The organism is Mesorhizobium sp. L-8-10, assembly GCF_016756635.1.
Taxonomy (GTDB): domain Bacteria; phylum Pseudomonadota; class Alphaproteobacteria; order Rhizobiales; family Rhizobiaceae.
In genome coordinates this window covers 6,805,632-6,822,480 of the sequence record NZ_AP023263.1, presented here as the reverse complement: position 1 = coordinate 6,822,480, position 16,849 = coordinate 6,805,632, and the positions used below count along the sequence as shown (strand labels likewise).

Here is a 16,849-nt window from a genome sequence, read left to right as displayed (position 1 = left end):
CCTTCAGGCCGCCATCGCGGCGTCGGTGCCGGCGACGAGGTGGCAGGCCGCGGTCCGCTCCGCCCCGACCGGCCGGAGATGCGGGGTCTCGACGCGGCAGCGATCCACGGCCAGCGGACAACGGGGATGGAAGGCGCAGCCCGACGGGCGGGCCGCCGGATTGGGCGGCTCGCCCTGCAGGATGACGCGGCTCTGCAGCCGCCTGCCGGGCACGGGCACGCTCGACACCAGCGCCTGCGTATAGGGATGGCGCGGCGAGCGGAAGATCGTGTCGGACGATCCTTCCTCGACGATCTTGCCGAGATACATCACCGCCACCCGGTCGGCGATGTTGCGCACGACCTTGAGGTCGTGGCTGATGAAGACCATGGCGATGCCGTTCTGCTCCTGGAGGCCGCGCAGCATGTTGACCACCTGCGCCTGGATCGAGACGTCGAGCGCCGATACCGGTTCGTCGCAGACGATGAGCGAGGGGCGTGCCGCCAGCGCCCGCGCGATGACCGCGCGCTGCCGCTGGCCGCCGGAAAGCTCGTGCGGATAGCGCCCGGCCTGGTCGTCGCGCAGGCCGACCGCGTCCATCAGCTCGCGGACGCGTCCTTCGCGTTCCTCCCCCGATCCGATCCGGTGGATGTCGAGCGGTTCGCGGATCTGGACGCCGAGGGGGAGACGCCGGTCGAGCGCGGCGAGCGGATCCTGGTAGATGAGCTGCATCCTGGCGCGCAAAGCCCGCCATTGCGGGCTCCGCGGCGGCGGCATGGGGTTGCCTTCGAACAGCACCGCGCCGGCCTGGGCCGGGTCGATGCCGAGGAGCATGCGGCCCAGCGTCGACTTTCCCGATCCCGATTCGCCGACGATCCCGAGCGTCTCGCCGGGCATGAGCGCGAGCGAGATGTCGTCCACGGCGCGCACCGGTTGGGGACGGCTGAACGGTCCCTTCCGAACCTCGTAGGTGCGAACGAGATTTCTGGCCTCGATCAGTGGTGTCATTGCATCGTGTCTTCGAGAATTGCGGCCCTGGTCGAGCCCTTCTGCGCGGGCTCCACCGGATGCGCGCAGGCGAGGCTGCGGCCGTCGTCCTGCAGCAGCAGCCTGGGCATCCTGGACCGGCAGTAGCTGGTGGCGCGCGTGCAGCGCGGCGCAAAGGAGCAGCCTTGCAGCGGCTCCCTCGGGTCGGGCACGGTGCCGGGGATGGGGATCAGCCGCTCGCGCGGCCCGTCGAGGCGGGGAATGGCGTCGAAGAGCCCGCGCGTATAGGGGTGGCGCGGCGCGGAGAAAAGCTGCTCCACCGTGCCCTGCTCGACGATGCGGCCGGCATACATGACGCAAACGCGCTCGCACACCTGCGACACGGCGCCGAGATCGTGGCTGATGAACACCAGCCCCATGCCCGTCTCGTCCTTCAGCCGCGCGAGCAGGTCGAGGATCTGGGCCTGGATGGTCGCGTCGAGGGCCGTCGTCGGCTCGTCGGCGATCAACAGGTCGGGATCGCCCGCGAGCGCCATGGCGATCATCAGGCGCTGGCATTGGCCGCCGGAGAATTCATGCGCATATTGGTCGAAGCGTCGGCGGGGATCGGGGATCCCGACCATGTCCATCAGCCGAAGCGCTTCGGCTCTGGCGGCCGCGCCCGACAGTCCCCGATGGGCGCCGAGCGCCTCGGTGATCTGGCGGCCGATGCGAAGGACCGGATTGAGCGAGCTCGACGGGTCCTGGAAGATCATCGCGATCCGCTTGCCGCGCACCGTCTCCAGCGTCTGGCGCGGCGCGCCCGCAAGCTCCCGTCCTTCCAGCCGGACGGAACCGGTGACGCTGGCTTTCCCCGGCAGGAGGCCCAGCGCGGCAAGCCATGTTACCGACTTGCCGCAGCCGGATTCGCCCACCAGGCCCACGGACTCGCCGCGATCGACCTCGAGATCGATCCCGTGCAGCACCTCGACCCCGTCGAAGGCGACCCTCAGCGCGCGTAGTTCAACCAGGCTGGATGCCGTCATGGTCATGTCTCGTCCGCGACCGTCGCGGGTCGCCCCGGCTGCGCGCGGCCCGGTCGGCCGGCGGAATGGCAAAAAAGTCCCGGCGGCATATGCCGCCGGGGCGGTTTCAGGCCTGGCTCAGTTCGTCCAGTTGCCTTGGCGGAAGTCCATCGCGAAGGCCGGCGCCGCCTTCCAATTCAGCGACGACTTCATGCCGGTGAAGACCGCGTTCTGGTGCAGGACCTGATAGACCGGGTCCTCGCGCTCGCAGATCTCCAGCATGCGCGCGATCGCCTTCCTGCGAAGGGCGCGGTCGGTGCTGGTCTCCATGACGACGGAGAGTTCGTTGAGCTCGGCGTTGGTCCAGTCCTTCTTCTGCTGGACCTCACCATTGGGGCCAAACTGCACGACCATCGGCGTGATCGGATCGTTGATGGTGTTGGAGGCCGACCAGTCGCGCACGCCTTTCACGCCCTGCGGATCGTGGATCTGGCCCCAGTTCTCCTTCATCTCGATCTCGACATTGAGGCCGACCTGCCTCCACATCTCGACCATGATCTGCGCGTTGGCGGTCTGGTTGGTGTAGTAGTTGTTGAGCAGCCGGTAAGGGATCGGATCGCCCTTGTAATTGGCCTGCTTCAGCAGCTCGCGCGCCAGTTCGGGGTTGAATTCCGGCGCCGCCCAGCCGTCGACGAACATGCCGGACGATTTGAAGGAATCGAACTGCAGCCCGGCCGGGATGACGGTCTGGCCGGCCCACAGCGCATCGACGATCGCCTTGCGGTCGATCGAATGCGTCATCGCCCGGCGCACCAGCGGGTCGGCCAGGATCGGGTTCTGGGTGTTGAAGACCGAGACGCGATGGTTCCAGATGGTCGAGCTCTGCACCTCGAAGCCGGAGGTGTTCTGCACCGCCGCGATCTGGTCGGGCGGCAGGTCGCAGGCGAAGTCGTATTCGCCCGAGAGCAGCCCGTTGACGCGGGAAGCGACCTCGGGCACCTCGACGAAGCGGATCTGCTCGAGCGGCGGCCGGCCGCCCCAATAGTCGTCGAACGCGACCAGCGTCAGCGAGACGTCGGGCCTGAACTCGCCGACCATGTAAGGGCCGGTGGTGATCGGCTTGCGCGCCCAGTCGGCATAGCTCGCCGCCTCGTCCCAGGCGCGGCGGTTGGCGATCTGGCTGCCGCCGGAGTAGAGACGGCCCTCGAGGGTGACGTCCGGCGTGGCGTTGTGGAATCGCACCGTATATTTGTCCACCGCTTCGACGCCGGCGAGGCTGGGCCAGAGGCGGCGGCCGATGCCCGGCACCGAGGCCGGCAGTTCCTTCACCGTCGTCGGCTTGTGGTCGGCCTCGAAGATCGTCTTGCCGCCGGCCGGCTGGGTGTCGCCGAAGACCCGTTCGGCGGAGAAGCTGAACACCACGTCGTCGGAGGTGAGTTCGTCGCCGTTGTGGAATTTGACGCCCTGGCGCAGCTTGAGCTCGAGCGTCTTGTCGTCGAGCCGCTTCCACTCGGTGGCGAGGCCGGGAACCGGACCCTGGTTGCCCATCCAGTCGCGCAGGATCAGGCCTTCCCAGAAATTCGGGAAGAAGACGCGCTCGCCGACATTCGACTGCTCGTTCCAGATGTCGAGCGTGTTGTTGTTGGTGATCTTCTGGACGGCGATGGTGACGGACGGACGGGCCGCCTGTCCGATCGCGAAGCGCGGCAGCACGATGCTGCCGGCCGTTGCGCCCATGAGGCCGAGCGCGCGCCGCCGGTTGAGTGAAAACATGTCTGGCTCTCCTTCTGCCGATGTCCTGGGATTTGCGATCGCGGCATCTAAGTCACGGGGCGTGTCAGATTAGTAAAGTATTGGTGACACATTCATGACATGGATGTGTATATATCTCGAAATAAATTAACTAGATTCGAAAAACAAAAAATAACGGCACGGAAGCATTTCAAGCTTCTGCGACTTATATATTTCGTTCATGCGGCTTGGTTTGAGTCCGTATTCCGCAACCCTTTCCAAGCAACAGCTTCGATCAGATCTCCATACCGGCCGCCTGCGTCCTTCGTGTGCTTGCCGGCGACACGGCATCGATCGCGGCCGCCAGTTCCGCAGCCCCTTCGACGACGAGCGCCGCGCCCGCCTGCGCGAGGATGGCGTGGCGTCGTTCGCGCGGATCGGCCGGATCGACGAAACCGATGGCCCTCATGCCCGCCGCCACCGCGCCGGCGACGCCGTGGGTGCTGTCGTCGATGACGATGCATCGTTGCGGCGCGACGCCGAGTCTTTCGGCGCATAGCAGGAAGAGGTCGGGCGCCGGCTTGGGCTGCTCGACCATTTCGGCGCTGAAGACATGCGGGGCGAATTCGTGCCAGAGGTCGAAGAGCCCGAGGCTGCGGCGCAGCCGTTCGAGGCCGCTGTTCGACGCGACGCATCGGCGATGGTGCAGCGCCTTCACCAGCGCCTGCATCCCGGGCATGGGACGAAGGGAACGCGCGAATTCCGCATACAATTCCGCGTTGGCGTCGAGGAAGACGCGGTCGGCATCGGCCAATCCATATTCGTCGATCAGGATGCGCCTGCTTTCCTTTTCCGAGGCGCCGGTGAAGCGCATGTGCACTTCGGCCGCGCTGACGTCGAGCCCTGCGCGCTGCAGCGCCTTTGCGAACAGCCCGCTTGCCACCGGCTCGCTGTCGATCAATACACCGTCGCAGTCGAAAATCAGCAGGTCGGTCGTCATTGCCGTTATCGGAGGCCTCGCAAGCGGATCGTCCGGAGTGGATAGGTTACAAATGTTACGGTGATGTGACATCTGTAACAGGAGGAAAAAGAGGGAGGGAATCGCCGCATGGACCAGCAGCAGCTGATGGTGAAGGCCGCGTGGCTCTATCACGTGGAGGGTCTGACCCAGGCGGATATCGGCGAGCGCATGAACCTCACCCGCCGCCGGGTGAACGAGCTTCTCGCCGCGGCGACGAGGGAGGGCGTCGTGAGGATCGGCTTCACTTCTCCGCTTGCCGAGAATGTGGAGCTTGAAGCGCGGCTGTGCGAGCGCTTCGGCCTGGAGGAGGCCGTCATCGCGCCGACGCCGGGCGATCCGCGGCTGCTGCATGCGGTGCTGGGCCGCGCCGCCGCGGCCTATCTCGATCGGCTGATCCAGTACCGCAGGCCGGCCTCGATCGGCGTCGGCTGGGGCTCGACGCTGCGCGAGACGGTCCGGCGGATGACGCCGGCCAGCGAACCGGCGATCGACGTCTGCTCGATGATGGGCGGTCTCACCCGGGGATCCGAGATCAACACCTTCGAGATCGTGCGCGGTTTCGCTCAGGTGCTGCAGGCGCAGTGCAACTATTTCGCGGCGCCGATCTACGCCGAGAGTTCGCAATCGCGCGACGCCATCATCTCGCAATCGGTGTTCGAGAAGATCTTCCGCCGCATAGTGGGCGTCGACATCTCCTTCCTGAGCGTCGGCGATGTGTCGGACCAGTCGCTCCAGGTGCGCTACGGCCTGCCGCCGGGCACCTCGCCCGCCGATCTCCTTGCCGCCGGCGCCGTCGGCGACCTTCTGGGCCGATATCTCGACGCGGAGGGACGGCCGGTCGACCATCCCCTCAACAGCCAGGTGCTCTCACCCGAGCTCGACGACTACCGGAACATCGCCTGCCGCATCGTCGCCTCCGGCGGCCGCCACAAGCACGCCATTCTTCGTGCGACGGCCCGGGCCGGGCTGGCGACGGTCATCGTGACGGATGCCGACAGCGCGAAAGCCCTGCTGGATGGCTGAAATCCGGGTGAAGCCGGCCTGCAGGGCCTGGATGCACCAGCCGCCGCCGGCCGGGAAGGGCGGGCATCGACCGCTCTTCCACCAGGGCTGACGTCGGGCGCTTTGGTCGGCGAGGGTGTCGACGGTCCGCGGAGCTACAGGACCGGCAGGCCAAACTGCTTGCGCAGGCTCTTGTCGAACATTTCGGCGGGCACGAAGCGCCTCGCGAGACTGACCTGTTTCGCGGCCTTCCCGGCAGGATAACGGCGCTTCGGGCGCGCGACGGTCGCGGCCATAACCACGGTGTCGGCGACCACTTCCGGGGGATCGCCAGCGGTCATTGCCTGCTGAACAAGCTTGTCCACACCGGCCCTGGCCTCGTCATATTCTCTCAGCATGGCGTCCGGCTTGAGGGCAGCCTGATCGAAGGAACTCTTGGTGAACGCCGGTTCGATGAGCGTCACGCGGACGCCGAACGCGCGGGTCTCGTGGTCGAGCGATTCCGAATAGCCTTCGACCGCATGCTTGGTCGCGCCGTAATGGGCTGAATAAGGCGCGGGCAAGAAGCCGAGAACCGAGCTGATATTGACGATATGTCCCCCACCGTTCTTTCGCATCGACGGCAGGACGGCATTGGTCATGCGCACGAGGCCGAAGAAATTGACCTCGAACAGGGACTTTGCCTGCGCGACCGACGACTCCTCGGCTCCGCCGAAAAGGCCGATGCCGGCATTGTTCACCAGGAGATTGATTCGGCCGGTCCGCGACAGCACCTCGGAGACGAGCTCATTGACCGATGCCTCGTCAGTCACATCGCAGACCAGCATGGTGACCTGTTTCGGCCCGTTTCCAATTGTCCGGCGGCTTGTCCCGAATACCGTGAAGCCCGCCCGCGCGAGCGCCTCAGCGGTGGCTTTGCCGATGCCCGAGGAGGCTCCAGTCACGATTGCGACTTTTCCTGATTGCTTACTCATTGTTTCATCACCGGTTCTGGCCGTTCTTCGTGCCGTCAAGCGGCGGTTTGATAGCGCTCGGCCGGTTCGGTCTGCGCAAAATTGGGCAACATTGCCTGGCGAGCGGCGTCGAAAGCGCTCCACTGGGCAGCCTCGGGCAGCGGCGGAATGGTCACGGGCTCTCGGCGGTCGAAACCGACCAGCGCGGCATCGACCAGCTTGCCCACATCCATCACACCGTGAAGCGTATCGACGTCGACGCCTGCGTGTTCCCAGATCTCGGTGCGGGTTGCGGCAGGCAGCACCGCCTGGACGTAGACGCCTTTGGGTGCGAGTTCGACACCAAGTCCCTGAGAGAGGAACAGCACGAACGTCTTGGTCGCGCCGTACACGGTGGCGCCCATTTCCGGCGCGAGACCGACCACCGAGGCGAGATTGATGATTGCGCCGTCGCCGCTCTCGGCGAAGCGCGGAGCGGCCGCGTTGGCAAGCCTGGTGAGAGCCGTGACGTTGAGCGTGATCAGTTTCGATAAACTCTCGCCGTCTTGCTTCAGAAAGCCGCCGGGAATGGCTGTGCCGGCATTGTTGACCAGCACGCCAATGCGCGCATCCTCGCGCAGGCGCTGCTCGATGCGGGTGAGGTCTTGCGAGTCGGTCAGGTCAGCTTGCACCACATCCACACCGACACCGGTCTCACTCCGGAGGCGCTCGGCCAGCGCGCCCATGCGCGCCGAATTGCGCGCAACCAGCACGAGGTCATGGCCGCGGCGCGCAAAGCGATCCGCATAGACGGCTCCGATGCCTGAGGAGGAGCCGGTGACAAGGACGGCGGGCTTCATGCTCATGAGAATGCTCCTATGCCTTATTCATGATAACCATCATGTATTTTGATATATGATGACCATCATGTATATGTCAATCGGAATCCGAGGAGACGACGATGAGAGTGAGCCGGCAGCAGGTCCTGGAGAACAAGCGAACCATTCTGGAAGCCGCCGGTCGGCTGTTCCGTGAGCGTGGCTTTGACGCCGTCACCGTAACGGATGTCATGAAAGCGGCCGGGCTCACGCATGGCGGGTTCTACGGCTATTTCAAGAACAAGGATGATCTGATCGCCCGGACCTTGGCCGAGCTACAGGGGGAAACCGAGCCGCCATCCGTCGATCTGGCGACCCTTGCGGAGCAATATCTGTCACCCGAGCACCGAGACAATTTCGCTTGCGGCTGTCCGGTTGCTGCGCTCGCGTCGGAGACCATCCGCCAGCCCGGCGGAGCCCGCGCCGAGATGACAGCGGGGCTCAAGCGTCAGATCGAGCGCCTCAGTCAGGTCGCCCCTGGCTCGGGTCAGGCATATAGGCGCCGCGCCGCGATCGGCAGTTGGGCCGCCATGGTGGGCGCCCTCATTTTGGCGCGCATGAGCGACGATTCTGAGCTTTCCAACGAGGTCCTCACTGAGACGCGAGCCTGGCTCGACGCGCAGGATGAGAGAGAGCCAAAGCCCGACAATGGCGGCTCGTGAAGAGAATATCGGCTTTCGATCAATCGCCGTTTCGTTGCGCATGGCGGCCGTTCGTGCCGGCCGCGGCGGGCGGCCGTCTCCACCTGGAGCAGCCGTCCGCGTCGGGTACCAACGTCAGGCCTTCACCACTGGATAGCAGCCGTCGGCAGATGCGGCAGCAGCTTGTCCAGGGTGATCGGATATTCGCGCACGCGCACGCCGGTTGCGTTGTAGACGGCGTTGGCGACCGCCGCGCCGGCGCCGCAGACGCCGAGTTCGCCCAGACCCTTCGCTCCCAGCGGATTGGCCTTATCGTCATGCTCCTCCAGAAACACCACCTCCATGTCGGGCACGTCGCCGTTCACCGCGACGTGGTACTCCGCCAGATCGTGGTTGATGAAATGACCGTGATGCCGGTCGAGCACCGTATTCTCCATGAGCGCCGCGCCCAGACCCCAGGCCATGCCGCCGAGAATTTGCGAGCGGGCGGTCTTTGCGTTGAGGATTCGGCCCGCTCCGATCACGGCGAGCATGCGCCGCACACGGATTTCTCCCGTGTCGCAATCGACCGCGACCTCGGCGAAATGCGCGCCGTATGAATGCTGGGACCAGTCCTTGTAGAGATCGTTCTGCCTGAAGGGCTGAACCGCCCCTTCCGCCTCGATGCCGTCGGGAGCGACGCGGCGAAGGAGATCGGAAAGGCGCTCGGCCCGGCCGCCGATCCGGACCTCCCCTCCGGCGAAGCTCGCCTCCGTGCCGGCTGCGTCGTCACCCGGCAATGCCGCCTGGACGATCTTCTCTCTCAGTTTCGAGCAGGCGTCGTGGACGGCCGAACCGGAGCTTGCCGCACCCCACGAACCGCCCGAGCCCGCCGTGCGCGGGAAATCTGTGTCGCCAAGTTCGACCCTGACCGCCGGGAGGGGCACGCCCAGGGCGTCGGCCGCGATCTGGGTCAGGATCGTGTAGGTGCCGGTCCCGATATCGGTCATATCGAGGCGGACGGTCACATCGCCCGCCGCGTCGATGGCGACCCGGGCGGCGGCGCCGCCGATATAGTTCGGCCGGATGGCGGCGGCCATGCCCAGGCCGATGAGCTTTCGCCCTTCCTGGACACGCGCCGGCGTCGCGCCGCGCCGTTCCCAGCCGAAGCGGCGCGCACCTTCCTCCATGCAGGCGACGAGGTTGCGCGTCGCAAACGGGACGCCCCGTTCCGGGTCCTCGGCCGGTTCGTTGCGGCGGCGCAGTTCGATCGGGTCGAGGCCGAGACGGTCGGCGAGTTCGTCCATGGCGCATTCGAAGGCGAGCATGCCCGGCGCTTCGCCCGGCGAGCGCATCCATTCGCCGCGATTGAGGTCGACGGGGACCAGCCGGTGACGGGTCAGCCGGTTCGGCGCCGCGTAGAGCGAGCGGGCAAACACCGCTGTCTGCTCGCAGAACTCTTCGAAGCGGGAGGTCGCCGACCAGACATCGTAGCCCATCGCCGTCAGGCGGCCGTCGCCGTCCGAGCCGAGGCGGATCTGATGGATCATCTCCGCGCGGTGGCCGGCATTGGCGAACATCTGCTGCCGCGTCAGGGCGATCTTGACCGGGCGCTGCAATTCCCTCGCTGCCATCGCCGCGAGCACCGTATCGGGGTGGACGATCAGCTTGGCGCCGAAGCCGCCGCCGACGAACGGGCTGACGATGCGCACATTTTCCGCCGGAATGCCAAGCGTGTTTGCGAGCCCGGCCTGAAAATTGGCGAGCGTCTGCGCCCCCGTATGGATCGTCAATTGGTTGCCCGACCACACGGCCAGCGTCGCGTGGGGTTCCATCGGGTTGTGGTGCGCGTAGGGCGTTCGGTATGTCGTATCGACCGTGACGGCGGCGCTTGCGAACGCGCCCTCGAAATCGCCGATCGCGCTGTCGGTTTCGAAGCCCGCATTTGTGCGCCCCGGCGCATATGCTTCGCCGAGGCGTCCGGCCAGTTCGAAGGCGCCTTCATCCCTTTCGTAGCTGATCCTTATCAGTCCAGCGGCCGCCCGGGCCGCCTCGAAGGTCTCCGCCACCACGAGGGCCGCCGGTTCATCGTAGTACCGCACCCGGTCGGTCGAGAGCATGGGCCGGGCGCGGGTGAAGACCTCCGGCACGGTCGGCGTGACCGGCGGGCCGAACGCGGGCTGGAGCGGGGCATTCCTGAACGTCATCACCTTGATGACGCCGGGCGCCCGCTCCGCCTCGGTGGTGTCGATCCCGGCGATGCGGCCGACCGCGATCGCGGCCCCGAGAATATGGCCATAGGCAGGCCTGCCGCCGTGCTCATGCTCATAGGCATAGGTCGCGCGGCCTGTCACCTTGAGAGGTCCGTCCACGCGGGCGAGTGGCTGGCCGATGAAGCCGCGGGGCGGGTTCCCGCCCGTCTTCGCGGTGGTCTTCGCGCTGCTCTTGGTCATGGTCGCCTCACGCTTCTGCGGCGGTGGCCAGTGCATGCCGCACCGTGCGCTTCGCCAGGGGAATCTTGAAATCGTTGCCGCCGCGGCCGACAGCACCCTGGAGTGCTGCTTCCGCCGCCGCGACGAAAGTCCGGTCCGATAGCTCCTTGCCGACGAGCCAGCGCTCGGCTTCGTCGGCGCGCCACGGCTTCGCCGCAACGCCTCCCATGGCGATGCGGGCCCCTCGCACATGAGCACCGCCCACATCGACCACCACGGCAGCCGAAACGAGCGCGAAAGCATAGGAGGCGCGGTCACGCACCTTGCGATAGATCTGACGGCCGGGCGGCGGGGGCGGCACCGTCACGGCAGTGATCATTTCGCCATGCGCGAGCTCGGTTTCGATATGGGGCGTGCTGCCCGGCAGCTTGTGGAGGTCGCCTGCCGGGATCATGCGCGTTTCGCCCTCCGGCGATATCGTTTCGACGCGCGCGTCGAGCGCGGTCAGCGCCACGGCCATGTCGGAGGGGTGCACGGCGATGCAGGCCTCGCTGGCGCCCAGTATGGCGTTCATCCGGTTGAAGCCCTCGAGGGCGGCGCAGCCCGAGCCGGGGTCGCGCTTGTTGCACGGCATGCTGCGGTCGTAGAAGTACAGGCAGCGCGTCCGTTGCAGAAGATTGCCGCCGGTGGATGCCTTGTTTCGGATCTGCCCGGACGCCCCGGCAAGAAGCGCCTGGGACAGGACCGGGTAGCGTGCCCTGACCCGCGGATCGGCCGCAAGGTCGCTGTTGCGGACCTGCGCCCCGACGCGAAGTCCGCCGTCGGGCGTGTCCTCTATCCGGTCGAGCGGCAACCGGCTTATGTCGACCAGGTGCGCCGGCCGCTCGATCTCGAGCTTCATCAGGTCGAGCAGATTGGTTCCGCCGCTGATGAATTTCGACTCCGGCCGGGCCGCGACCGCGGACGCGGCTTCCCGTTCGTCGGTTGCGCGTTCATAGGTGAAGATCCTCATGGCTCACGCCCTCCCGACGACGTCGCGAATGGCGGCGACGATGTTGGGATAGGCGGCGCAGCGGCAGATATTGCCGCTCATCCGTTCGCGTATCTCCTCGTCCGTCAGTGCCGGCGTCCCGGCCGACACGTCGGCGGTGGCATGGCTTGGCCAGCCGGCCTCGGCCTCGCGCAGCATCGCCACCGCCGAGCAGATCTGCCCCGGCGTGCAGTAGCCGCACTGGAAGCCGTCGCGCTCGATGAAGGCTGCCTGCATCGGATGCAGGTCGTCGCCGTCGCCAAGCCCTTCGATCGTGGTGATTTCGTCGCCCTCATGCATCGCGGCCAGCGTCAGGCAGGCATTGATGCGGCGGCCGTTCACGAGCACCGTGCAGGCGCCGCACTGGCCGTGGTCGCAGCCCTTCTTCGATCCCGGAAGCGCAAGGTGGTTGCGCAGCGCGTCGAGCAGCGTCGTTCGGGGGTCGAGTTCCGCCGCGCGCTCCTCGGCATTGATCGTAAGCCGCAGCGCGATCTTCGGCAGCGGCGCCGGTGCCGGTGCCGGGGCGGTTGTTGCCGATGTCGGCGCCGCCGCCGCCGGCAGGCCGGCCGCCAGCAGCAGGCCGGTGGCCGCGCTCCCCTCCAGCAAGGTACGGCGGGTCAGTGCTGCGCAGTCGCTCGGATTTCTCATGGGCTGTCTCCGGTTTCATCGCGACGGGATCCGGTTCGCCCGCATTGGGCTGCCGCAAGCGCACCGGATCTGCCGTCCGGAGCTCGAAATGGTGACGTGACGCGCGGCTTTCTTTCGAAAAACCGGAGCGGTTGTCAGGATTCGGGAATAAAGTTCGTCCGATAGGCCTGCGGAGCGATCCCCCTCAGGCGCCGGAATGTCGAGGTGAAGTGGCTCTGGCTGGAGAAGCCCAGGCGAATGGCGACATTGCCGATCGCCTGGTCGGTTCCGCCCAGCAGGATCTCCGCCTGCCGGATGCGTTCCTCGAGCACGAAGGCATAGGGTGCCAGCCCGGTCGCCGCCTTGAACCGCCGGGCGAAGCTGTCGACCCGCATGCCGGCGACCTCGGCCAGTTCGCTCAGCGATATGTCGGAGCCGATATTGGCGTGGACATAGTCCCGCACGCGCGCCAAAGCGGGCCGCGACAGCGGTTCGCGGCGCGCCTTGCCCTTGCGCACATTGTTCAGCGCGCCCAGCCGAAGCATGATCAGCGCCGTCAAATGTTCGACATAGGCCGCCGACGGCTTGTGGCCGGGCGACGTCTCGGCGCACAGCGCGCGCAACAGCGACGCGATCACATCGTCGCGGCCGTTGACCAGCAGGCGCAGGTCGCCCGCGCATTCGCAGCCGGGCAGATCCAGGCCCGGATCGATCCACAGCGCCGAGTAGGATAGCTTCGTGTCGCGGTACACGCCCTCGCGCTCGACGCCGGCCGGAACGAAGGTGATGTCCCCCGACCGGTCGCGGCCGTCATAGACATCCTTCCCGTCGGACCTGACATAAGTCTGCGACGTGTGCCCCGCCTCGGTCAGCACGACCAGATGATGGGGAGCCGTCCAGCGCAGTTCGGCTTCCCTGCACTCCCAGCGCCGGTTGTCGAGGATTATCGACGAGTTGATCCACGAGGCACTGCGAAGCGGCGAGGCGGAATCTCCGCGGGCCTTTATGCTTCCCTCGCCGAACATTGGTTTGAAAGACATCGCCATCCCAAAAATTGGCTGGATTCCGGCAGCCGCCCGATGCCGGATTTTTTCGCCCAAGTGCATCTTAGATTTGAACCGGGCCGCCCGGGCAACCCCGCCCCGGACACACTGACGTGAATGGCCAGGCAGGCCGACGCATGCTACCTGACCACTGCGGCGGGTTCGAGATCAACGACATGGAACGTAGGCTTGCTGCCATTGTCGCCGGTGACATCGTCGGATACAGCCGCCTCATGGCCGAGGACGAGGCTGCAACCTATGCAGGTTTGCGCAGCGCCTTCGACGAGGTGATCCGGCCCGTCTTCGAGCGCCACAACGGCCGGATGTTCAAGAACACCGGCGACGGTTTCCTGGCGGCATTTCCCAGCGTCAATCAGGCGCTCGATTCCGCGGTCGAGATGCAGGAGGGCTTTGCCGACCTGCCCCTCAAGCTTCGCGTCGGGCTCAATCTGGGCGACGTCATCGAAGAGGAGGGGGATGTCTTCGGCGACGGCGTCAACGTCGCCGCAAGGCTCGAAGCCATGGCGGAGCCGGGCAGCATCTATGTCAGCGCCGCGGTCGTGCGCAGCGCCGACAGGAATCGCGACCAGTATTTCCAGCGCATAGGCCATCGCAAGGCGAAGAACCTTCCCGATGCGATCGACGTCTATGTGGTCAGGCCGAAGCAACGGCGCCTGGGTGCGACGGCGGGCTGGGTGCGGCGTATCGTGCCGCGCGGCCGCCGGGCGATGGTGGCCTGTGCCGGCGGTCTGGCTGCCCTTGCCGTGGTTGCGGCCGCGGCCTCCGGAAACCAGTGGCTGTCGGGCATGACAGCCCGCGTTGCGCCGTCCTGGGCCTGGATATCCGGCGCCGGGAACGCCGACGCGCGGCCTTCCGTCGCCGTGCTTCCCTTCGACAATATGAGCGGCGATCAGGGTCAGAACTATTTCGCCGACGGTCTCACGGAAGATATCACCACCGAGCTGGCGCGGAACGCCGACCTTCAGGTCATCGCCCGCAATTCGTCATTCGCCTTTCGCGGACAAGCCGTCGACATCCGCGAAATCGGTGCCCGGCTCGGCGCCGGATATGTCGTCGAAGGCAGCGCGCGCCGCGAAGGCGACCAGCTCCGCGTCGTCGCGCAGCTTATCGACACCCGAAGCGGAGCGCATCTGTGGTCGCGCAGCTACGATCGGCGGGTCGAGGATGTCTTTGCGGTCCAGACCGACCTGACCTCCGAAATCGTGGCGCACCTCGTTTCCTATGTCCGTGAGTCCGAGGCGGCCGAAGCTGCCGATCGGCCGACCGAAAGCCTGCAGGCCTACGACCTCGTCCTTCAGGCGCGCGACCGGTACAAGCACGGATCGTCCGACGAGACCTCGTTGCTGGCGGCACGCGCGCTCTATCAGCGGGCGCTCGAACTAGATCCGGCCTACGCCGCCGCCCGGGCCTATCTGGGAATGACCTACATCGTCGACTTCGTCCAGGGCGTCAGCGGCCGGGCAACCCAGGCCGACGTCGACATCGGGCTCAGCGAGGCGCGCCAGTCGATACGGCTCAGCCCCGACCTGCCGATCGGATATCAGGTGCTCAGCTTTGGTCTGGCCGCCAAGGGCGAGTATGAGGAAAGCATCAGGGCGGCCCGGCAATCGGTCGAACTCAACCCGAACGACCCGGACAGCCTCATGGCTTTGGCAAAGGCCCAGGTCCGGTTCGGCGACTATGACGATGCCGTCGCCAACGCCGAGCGTGCCCGGCGCCTGCATCCGATGGCGCCCGAATATTATGTCTATGTCCATGGGCAGGCGCTTTACGCGGCGGGTCGCGTGAGCGAGGCCGAAACGGTGCTTGCGGAATGCCTCCTGCGCGCGCCGGCCGAAGCAAGCTGCCTCTTGATCCTCGCCGCCGTCCAGGCCAACCAGGGAGAAATAGACGAGGCGCGGACGACGATGGCGCGATTGCTCGTGGCCGATCCGAAATTCTCGCTTGTGGCCGAACGGGATTACCGCAGGTTCGGCAATTCGCCGCTCATGGACCGCTTCCTTTCCGAACTGGCGAAAGCCGAAGCGCCGGAGACGGCACAGTCGCCGGACCGCGCGAGAGAACGGCCCGCCTGACCGGCAGGAGCAGGCGGAGCCGCGGGAAACCTCTTTCACGCAACCGTCGCCGGTCTCGGCGGTCGCCCTCAGGCCTTGGTCGCCTCCGCCCTAGCCTGAAGTTTGCGTCTTCGGTTTGAGCAGGATGACGAGAAGCAGGCCGGCGATGATGAGTGCGGCGCCTTCGAGGTGATAGGTCTGCAGCTTCTCGCCGAGGATCAGATAGGCGAGCACGGCGATGAAGATCGTCTGGACGTAGAGGAATACGCCCGCCCGGCTCGCGCCCAGGGCCTCGATGCTGCGATTGAAGAGATAATACATCAGCGCCCCGCCGGGGATCGCCACATAGGCGAGCGCGATGAGCCCGCTGGCGTTGAGCGTCGCGCGTTCGTCGGAGGCAAGCTCGTAGAGATAGAAGGGCAGCGACGTGAGCACCGCTGCGCCCAGAAGCAGCACCAGCAGCGGAAGGCGCTGCACCTCGAATTTCGCCCGGCGGAGCAGCACGGCATAGAGGCTGAAGAAGAACGCGCCGGCGACGATCCACAATTCGCCGGGATTGAGGTCGAGCCGCATCAGCGCGGCCGGGCTGCCCTTCACAAGGATGACCACGATCCCGAGAAAGGCAAGCACCGATCCGATCGCCTGCCAGGGTCCCATCGGCTCGGCCAGGATCAGGCGGGCGAGGATCATGGTGATGATCGGGATCAGCGCGATGATGATGCCGGCCGTGGTGGCATCGGCATGTTCGAGGCCGATGAAGATCATGCCCTGGCAGATCGCCAGCCCCATGCCGCCGACGGCAAGGAGTTCGAGCGGGCGCGCCCGCGCCAGCGCGGCCATGGCGCCGAAATGGCGATGCACGATCGGCAAGAGGATCGCGCAGGCGATCAGCACGCGCCAGAAGCAGAGCGCCCAGGGCGGCATCTCGGTCGAGACCCATTTCGCGGCGATATAGACGCCGGCCGACAACAGCCAGCACAGGACCGCCACGGAATAGGCGCCCGCAAGCGAATCGCCCGCCGCCTGTTCCGTCCCGACCGTGTCGCGATGAACCGCCAGGAAATGTATCGCCATGGCCCGGTTATGCCACAGCGCCCGCGCGCTGCACAGAAGAGAGCGCCCGCGCGCTGCACAGAAGAGAGCGCCCGTCGGGCGCCATAGTGGATGAAAGCGTGGATCTGATCGCGGCAAGCAGTTCGGCGCTTTATTGGCAGCAGGCCGGGGAACAAGCCGGGCCCGCCTGCTTCGACGGTCGCGAATCCGCCCCTCATCCGGCTGCCGCCACCTTCTCCCCGCATCGCGGGGAGAAGACCGCTGGCCGTGACGACGGCGCTCGATCTGCACCGCCGACGATTGGCGAAACCGGCGGCGACATCGGTCTTCTCCCCGCGATGCGGGGAGAAGGTGGCGGCAGCCGGATGAGGGGCAGTTCTCGGCCTCGCCGAAATCCCGTCCTACCTTCACCGCAGGCTCGTTTCGCCGCCTCGC

14 protein-coding genes are annotated in these 16,849 nt (G+C 66.4%); 3 read left to right on the top strand and 11 right to left on the bottom strand.

Annotated elements, in window-relative coordinates:
* Nucleotides 1–3: 3 nt before the first annotated feature.
* From JN280_RS31860 to JN280_RS31845, 4 genes are all read right to left on the bottom strand, one after another.
* Nucleotides 4–987, bottom strand: coding sequence for an ABC transporter ATP-binding protein (locus JN280_RS31860; RefSeq protein ID WP_202308182.1), 984 nt, complete (start codon nt 985–987; stop codon nt 4–6).
* Nucleotides 984–1,997, bottom strand: coding sequence for an ABC transporter ATP-binding protein (locus tag JN280_RS31855; RefSeq protein WP_202308180.1), 1,014 nt, complete (start codon nt 1,995–1,997; stop codon nt 984–986). The genes JN280_RS31860 and JN280_RS31855 overlap by 4 nt, the downstream gene beginning before the upstream one ends.
* A 111-nt stretch (nt 1,998–2,108) precedes the next feature.
* Nucleotides 2,109–3,743 carry an ABC transporter substrate-binding protein gene (locus JN280_RS31850; protein ID WP_202308178.1) on the bottom strand — a complete coding sequence of 545 codons (1,635 nt, stop codon included), beginning with the start codon at nt 3,741–3,743 and terminating at the stop codon, nt 2,109–2,111.
* 253 nt (nt 3,744–3,996) lie between these two features.
* Nucleotides 3,997–4,701: an HAD family hydrolase gene (locus tag JN280_RS31845; protein WP_202308176.1), complete on the bottom strand. Its 705-nt coding sequence runs from the start codon at nt 4,699–4,701 to the stop codon at nt 3,997–3,999.
* Nucleotides 4,702–4,809: 108 nt separating this feature from the next.
* On the opposite strand from JN280_RS31845, the gene JN280_RS31840 reads away from it, so the two are divergent.
* Complete coding sequence (locus JN280_RS31840; protein WP_202308174.1) at nt 4,810–5,745, top strand: sugar-binding transcriptional regulator; 936 nt, start codon at nt 4,810–4,812, stop codon at nt 5,743–5,745.
* A 134-nt stretch (nt 5,746–5,879) separates the two neighbouring features.
* Here JN280_RS31840 and JN280_RS31835 read toward each other — a convergent pair whose 3' ends face one another.
* A complete protein-coding gene (locus JN280_RS31835) occupies nt 5,880–6,698 on the bottom strand; it encodes an oxidoreductase (RefSeq protein WP_202315160.1) in 819 nt (272 codons plus the stop codon).
* 35 nt (nt 6,699–6,733) lie between these two features.
* Nucleotides 6,734–7,522 carry an SDR family NAD(P)-dependent oxidoreductase gene (locus JN280_RS31830; RefSeq protein ID WP_202308172.1) on the bottom strand — a complete coding sequence of 263 codons (789 nt, stop codon included), beginning with the start codon at nt 7,520–7,522 and terminating at the stop codon, nt 6,734–6,736.
* Between the two features lie 95 nt (nt 7,523–7,617).
* Here JN280_RS31830 and JN280_RS31825 point away from each other — a divergent pair, with 95 nt between their 5' ends.
* Nucleotides 7,618–8,196, top strand: a complete 579-nt coding sequence (locus JN280_RS31825) for a TetR/AcrR family transcriptional regulator (protein WP_202308170.1) — start codon at nt 7,618–7,620, stop codon at nt 8,194–8,196.
* 122 nt (nt 8,197–8,318) lie between these two features.
* On the opposite strand, the gene JN280_RS31820 is transcribed toward JN280_RS31825, so the two are convergent.
* The 4 genes from JN280_RS31820 to JN280_RS31805 all read right to left on the bottom strand — a co-directional run bounded on the left by JN280_RS31820 (nt 8,319) and on the right by JN280_RS31805 (nt 13,283).
* Nucleotides 8,319–10,607 carry a xanthine dehydrogenase family protein molybdopterin-binding subunit gene (locus JN280_RS31820; RefSeq protein WP_202308169.1) on the bottom strand — a complete coding sequence of 763 codons (2,289 nt, stop codon included), beginning with the start codon at nt 10,605–10,607 and terminating at the stop codon, nt 8,319–8,321.
* Between the two features lie 7 nt (nt 10,608–10,614).
* Entirely contained in the window at nt 10,615–11,598 is a 984-nt protein-coding gene (locus JN280_RS31815; protein WP_202308168.1) for an FAD binding domain-containing protein, read from the bottom strand.
* Nucleotides 11,599–11,601: 3 nt separating this feature from the next.
* Entirely contained in the window at nt 11,602–12,264 is a 663-nt protein-coding gene (locus JN280_RS31810) for a 2Fe-2S iron-sulfur cluster-binding protein (protein WP_202308167.1), read from the bottom strand.
* A gap of 134 nt (nt 12,265–12,398) precedes the next feature.
* On the bottom strand, nt 12,399–13,283 hold the full coding sequence (locus JN280_RS31805) for a helix-turn-helix domain-containing protein (protein WP_202308166.1): 885 nt from the start codon (nt 13,281–13,283) through the stop codon (nt 12,399–12,401).
* A gap of 179 nt (nt 13,284–13,462) precedes the next feature.
* Here JN280_RS31805 and JN280_RS31800 point away from each other — a divergent pair, with 179 nt between their 5' ends.
* Complete coding sequence (locus JN280_RS31800; protein ID WP_202308165.1) at nt 13,463–15,382, top strand: adenylate/guanylate cyclase domain-containing protein; 1,920 nt, start codon at nt 13,463–13,465, stop codon at nt 15,380–15,382.
* 90 nt (nt 15,383–15,472) lie between these two features.
* Here the strand turns inward: JN280_RS31800 and JN280_RS31795 are convergent, their stop codons facing one another.
* Complete coding sequence (locus tag JN280_RS31795; RefSeq protein WP_202308164.1) at nt 15,473–16,435, bottom strand: DMT family transporter; 963 nt, start codon at nt 16,433–16,435, stop codon at nt 15,473–15,475.
* Nucleotides 16,436–16,849: the final 414 nt, after the last annotated feature.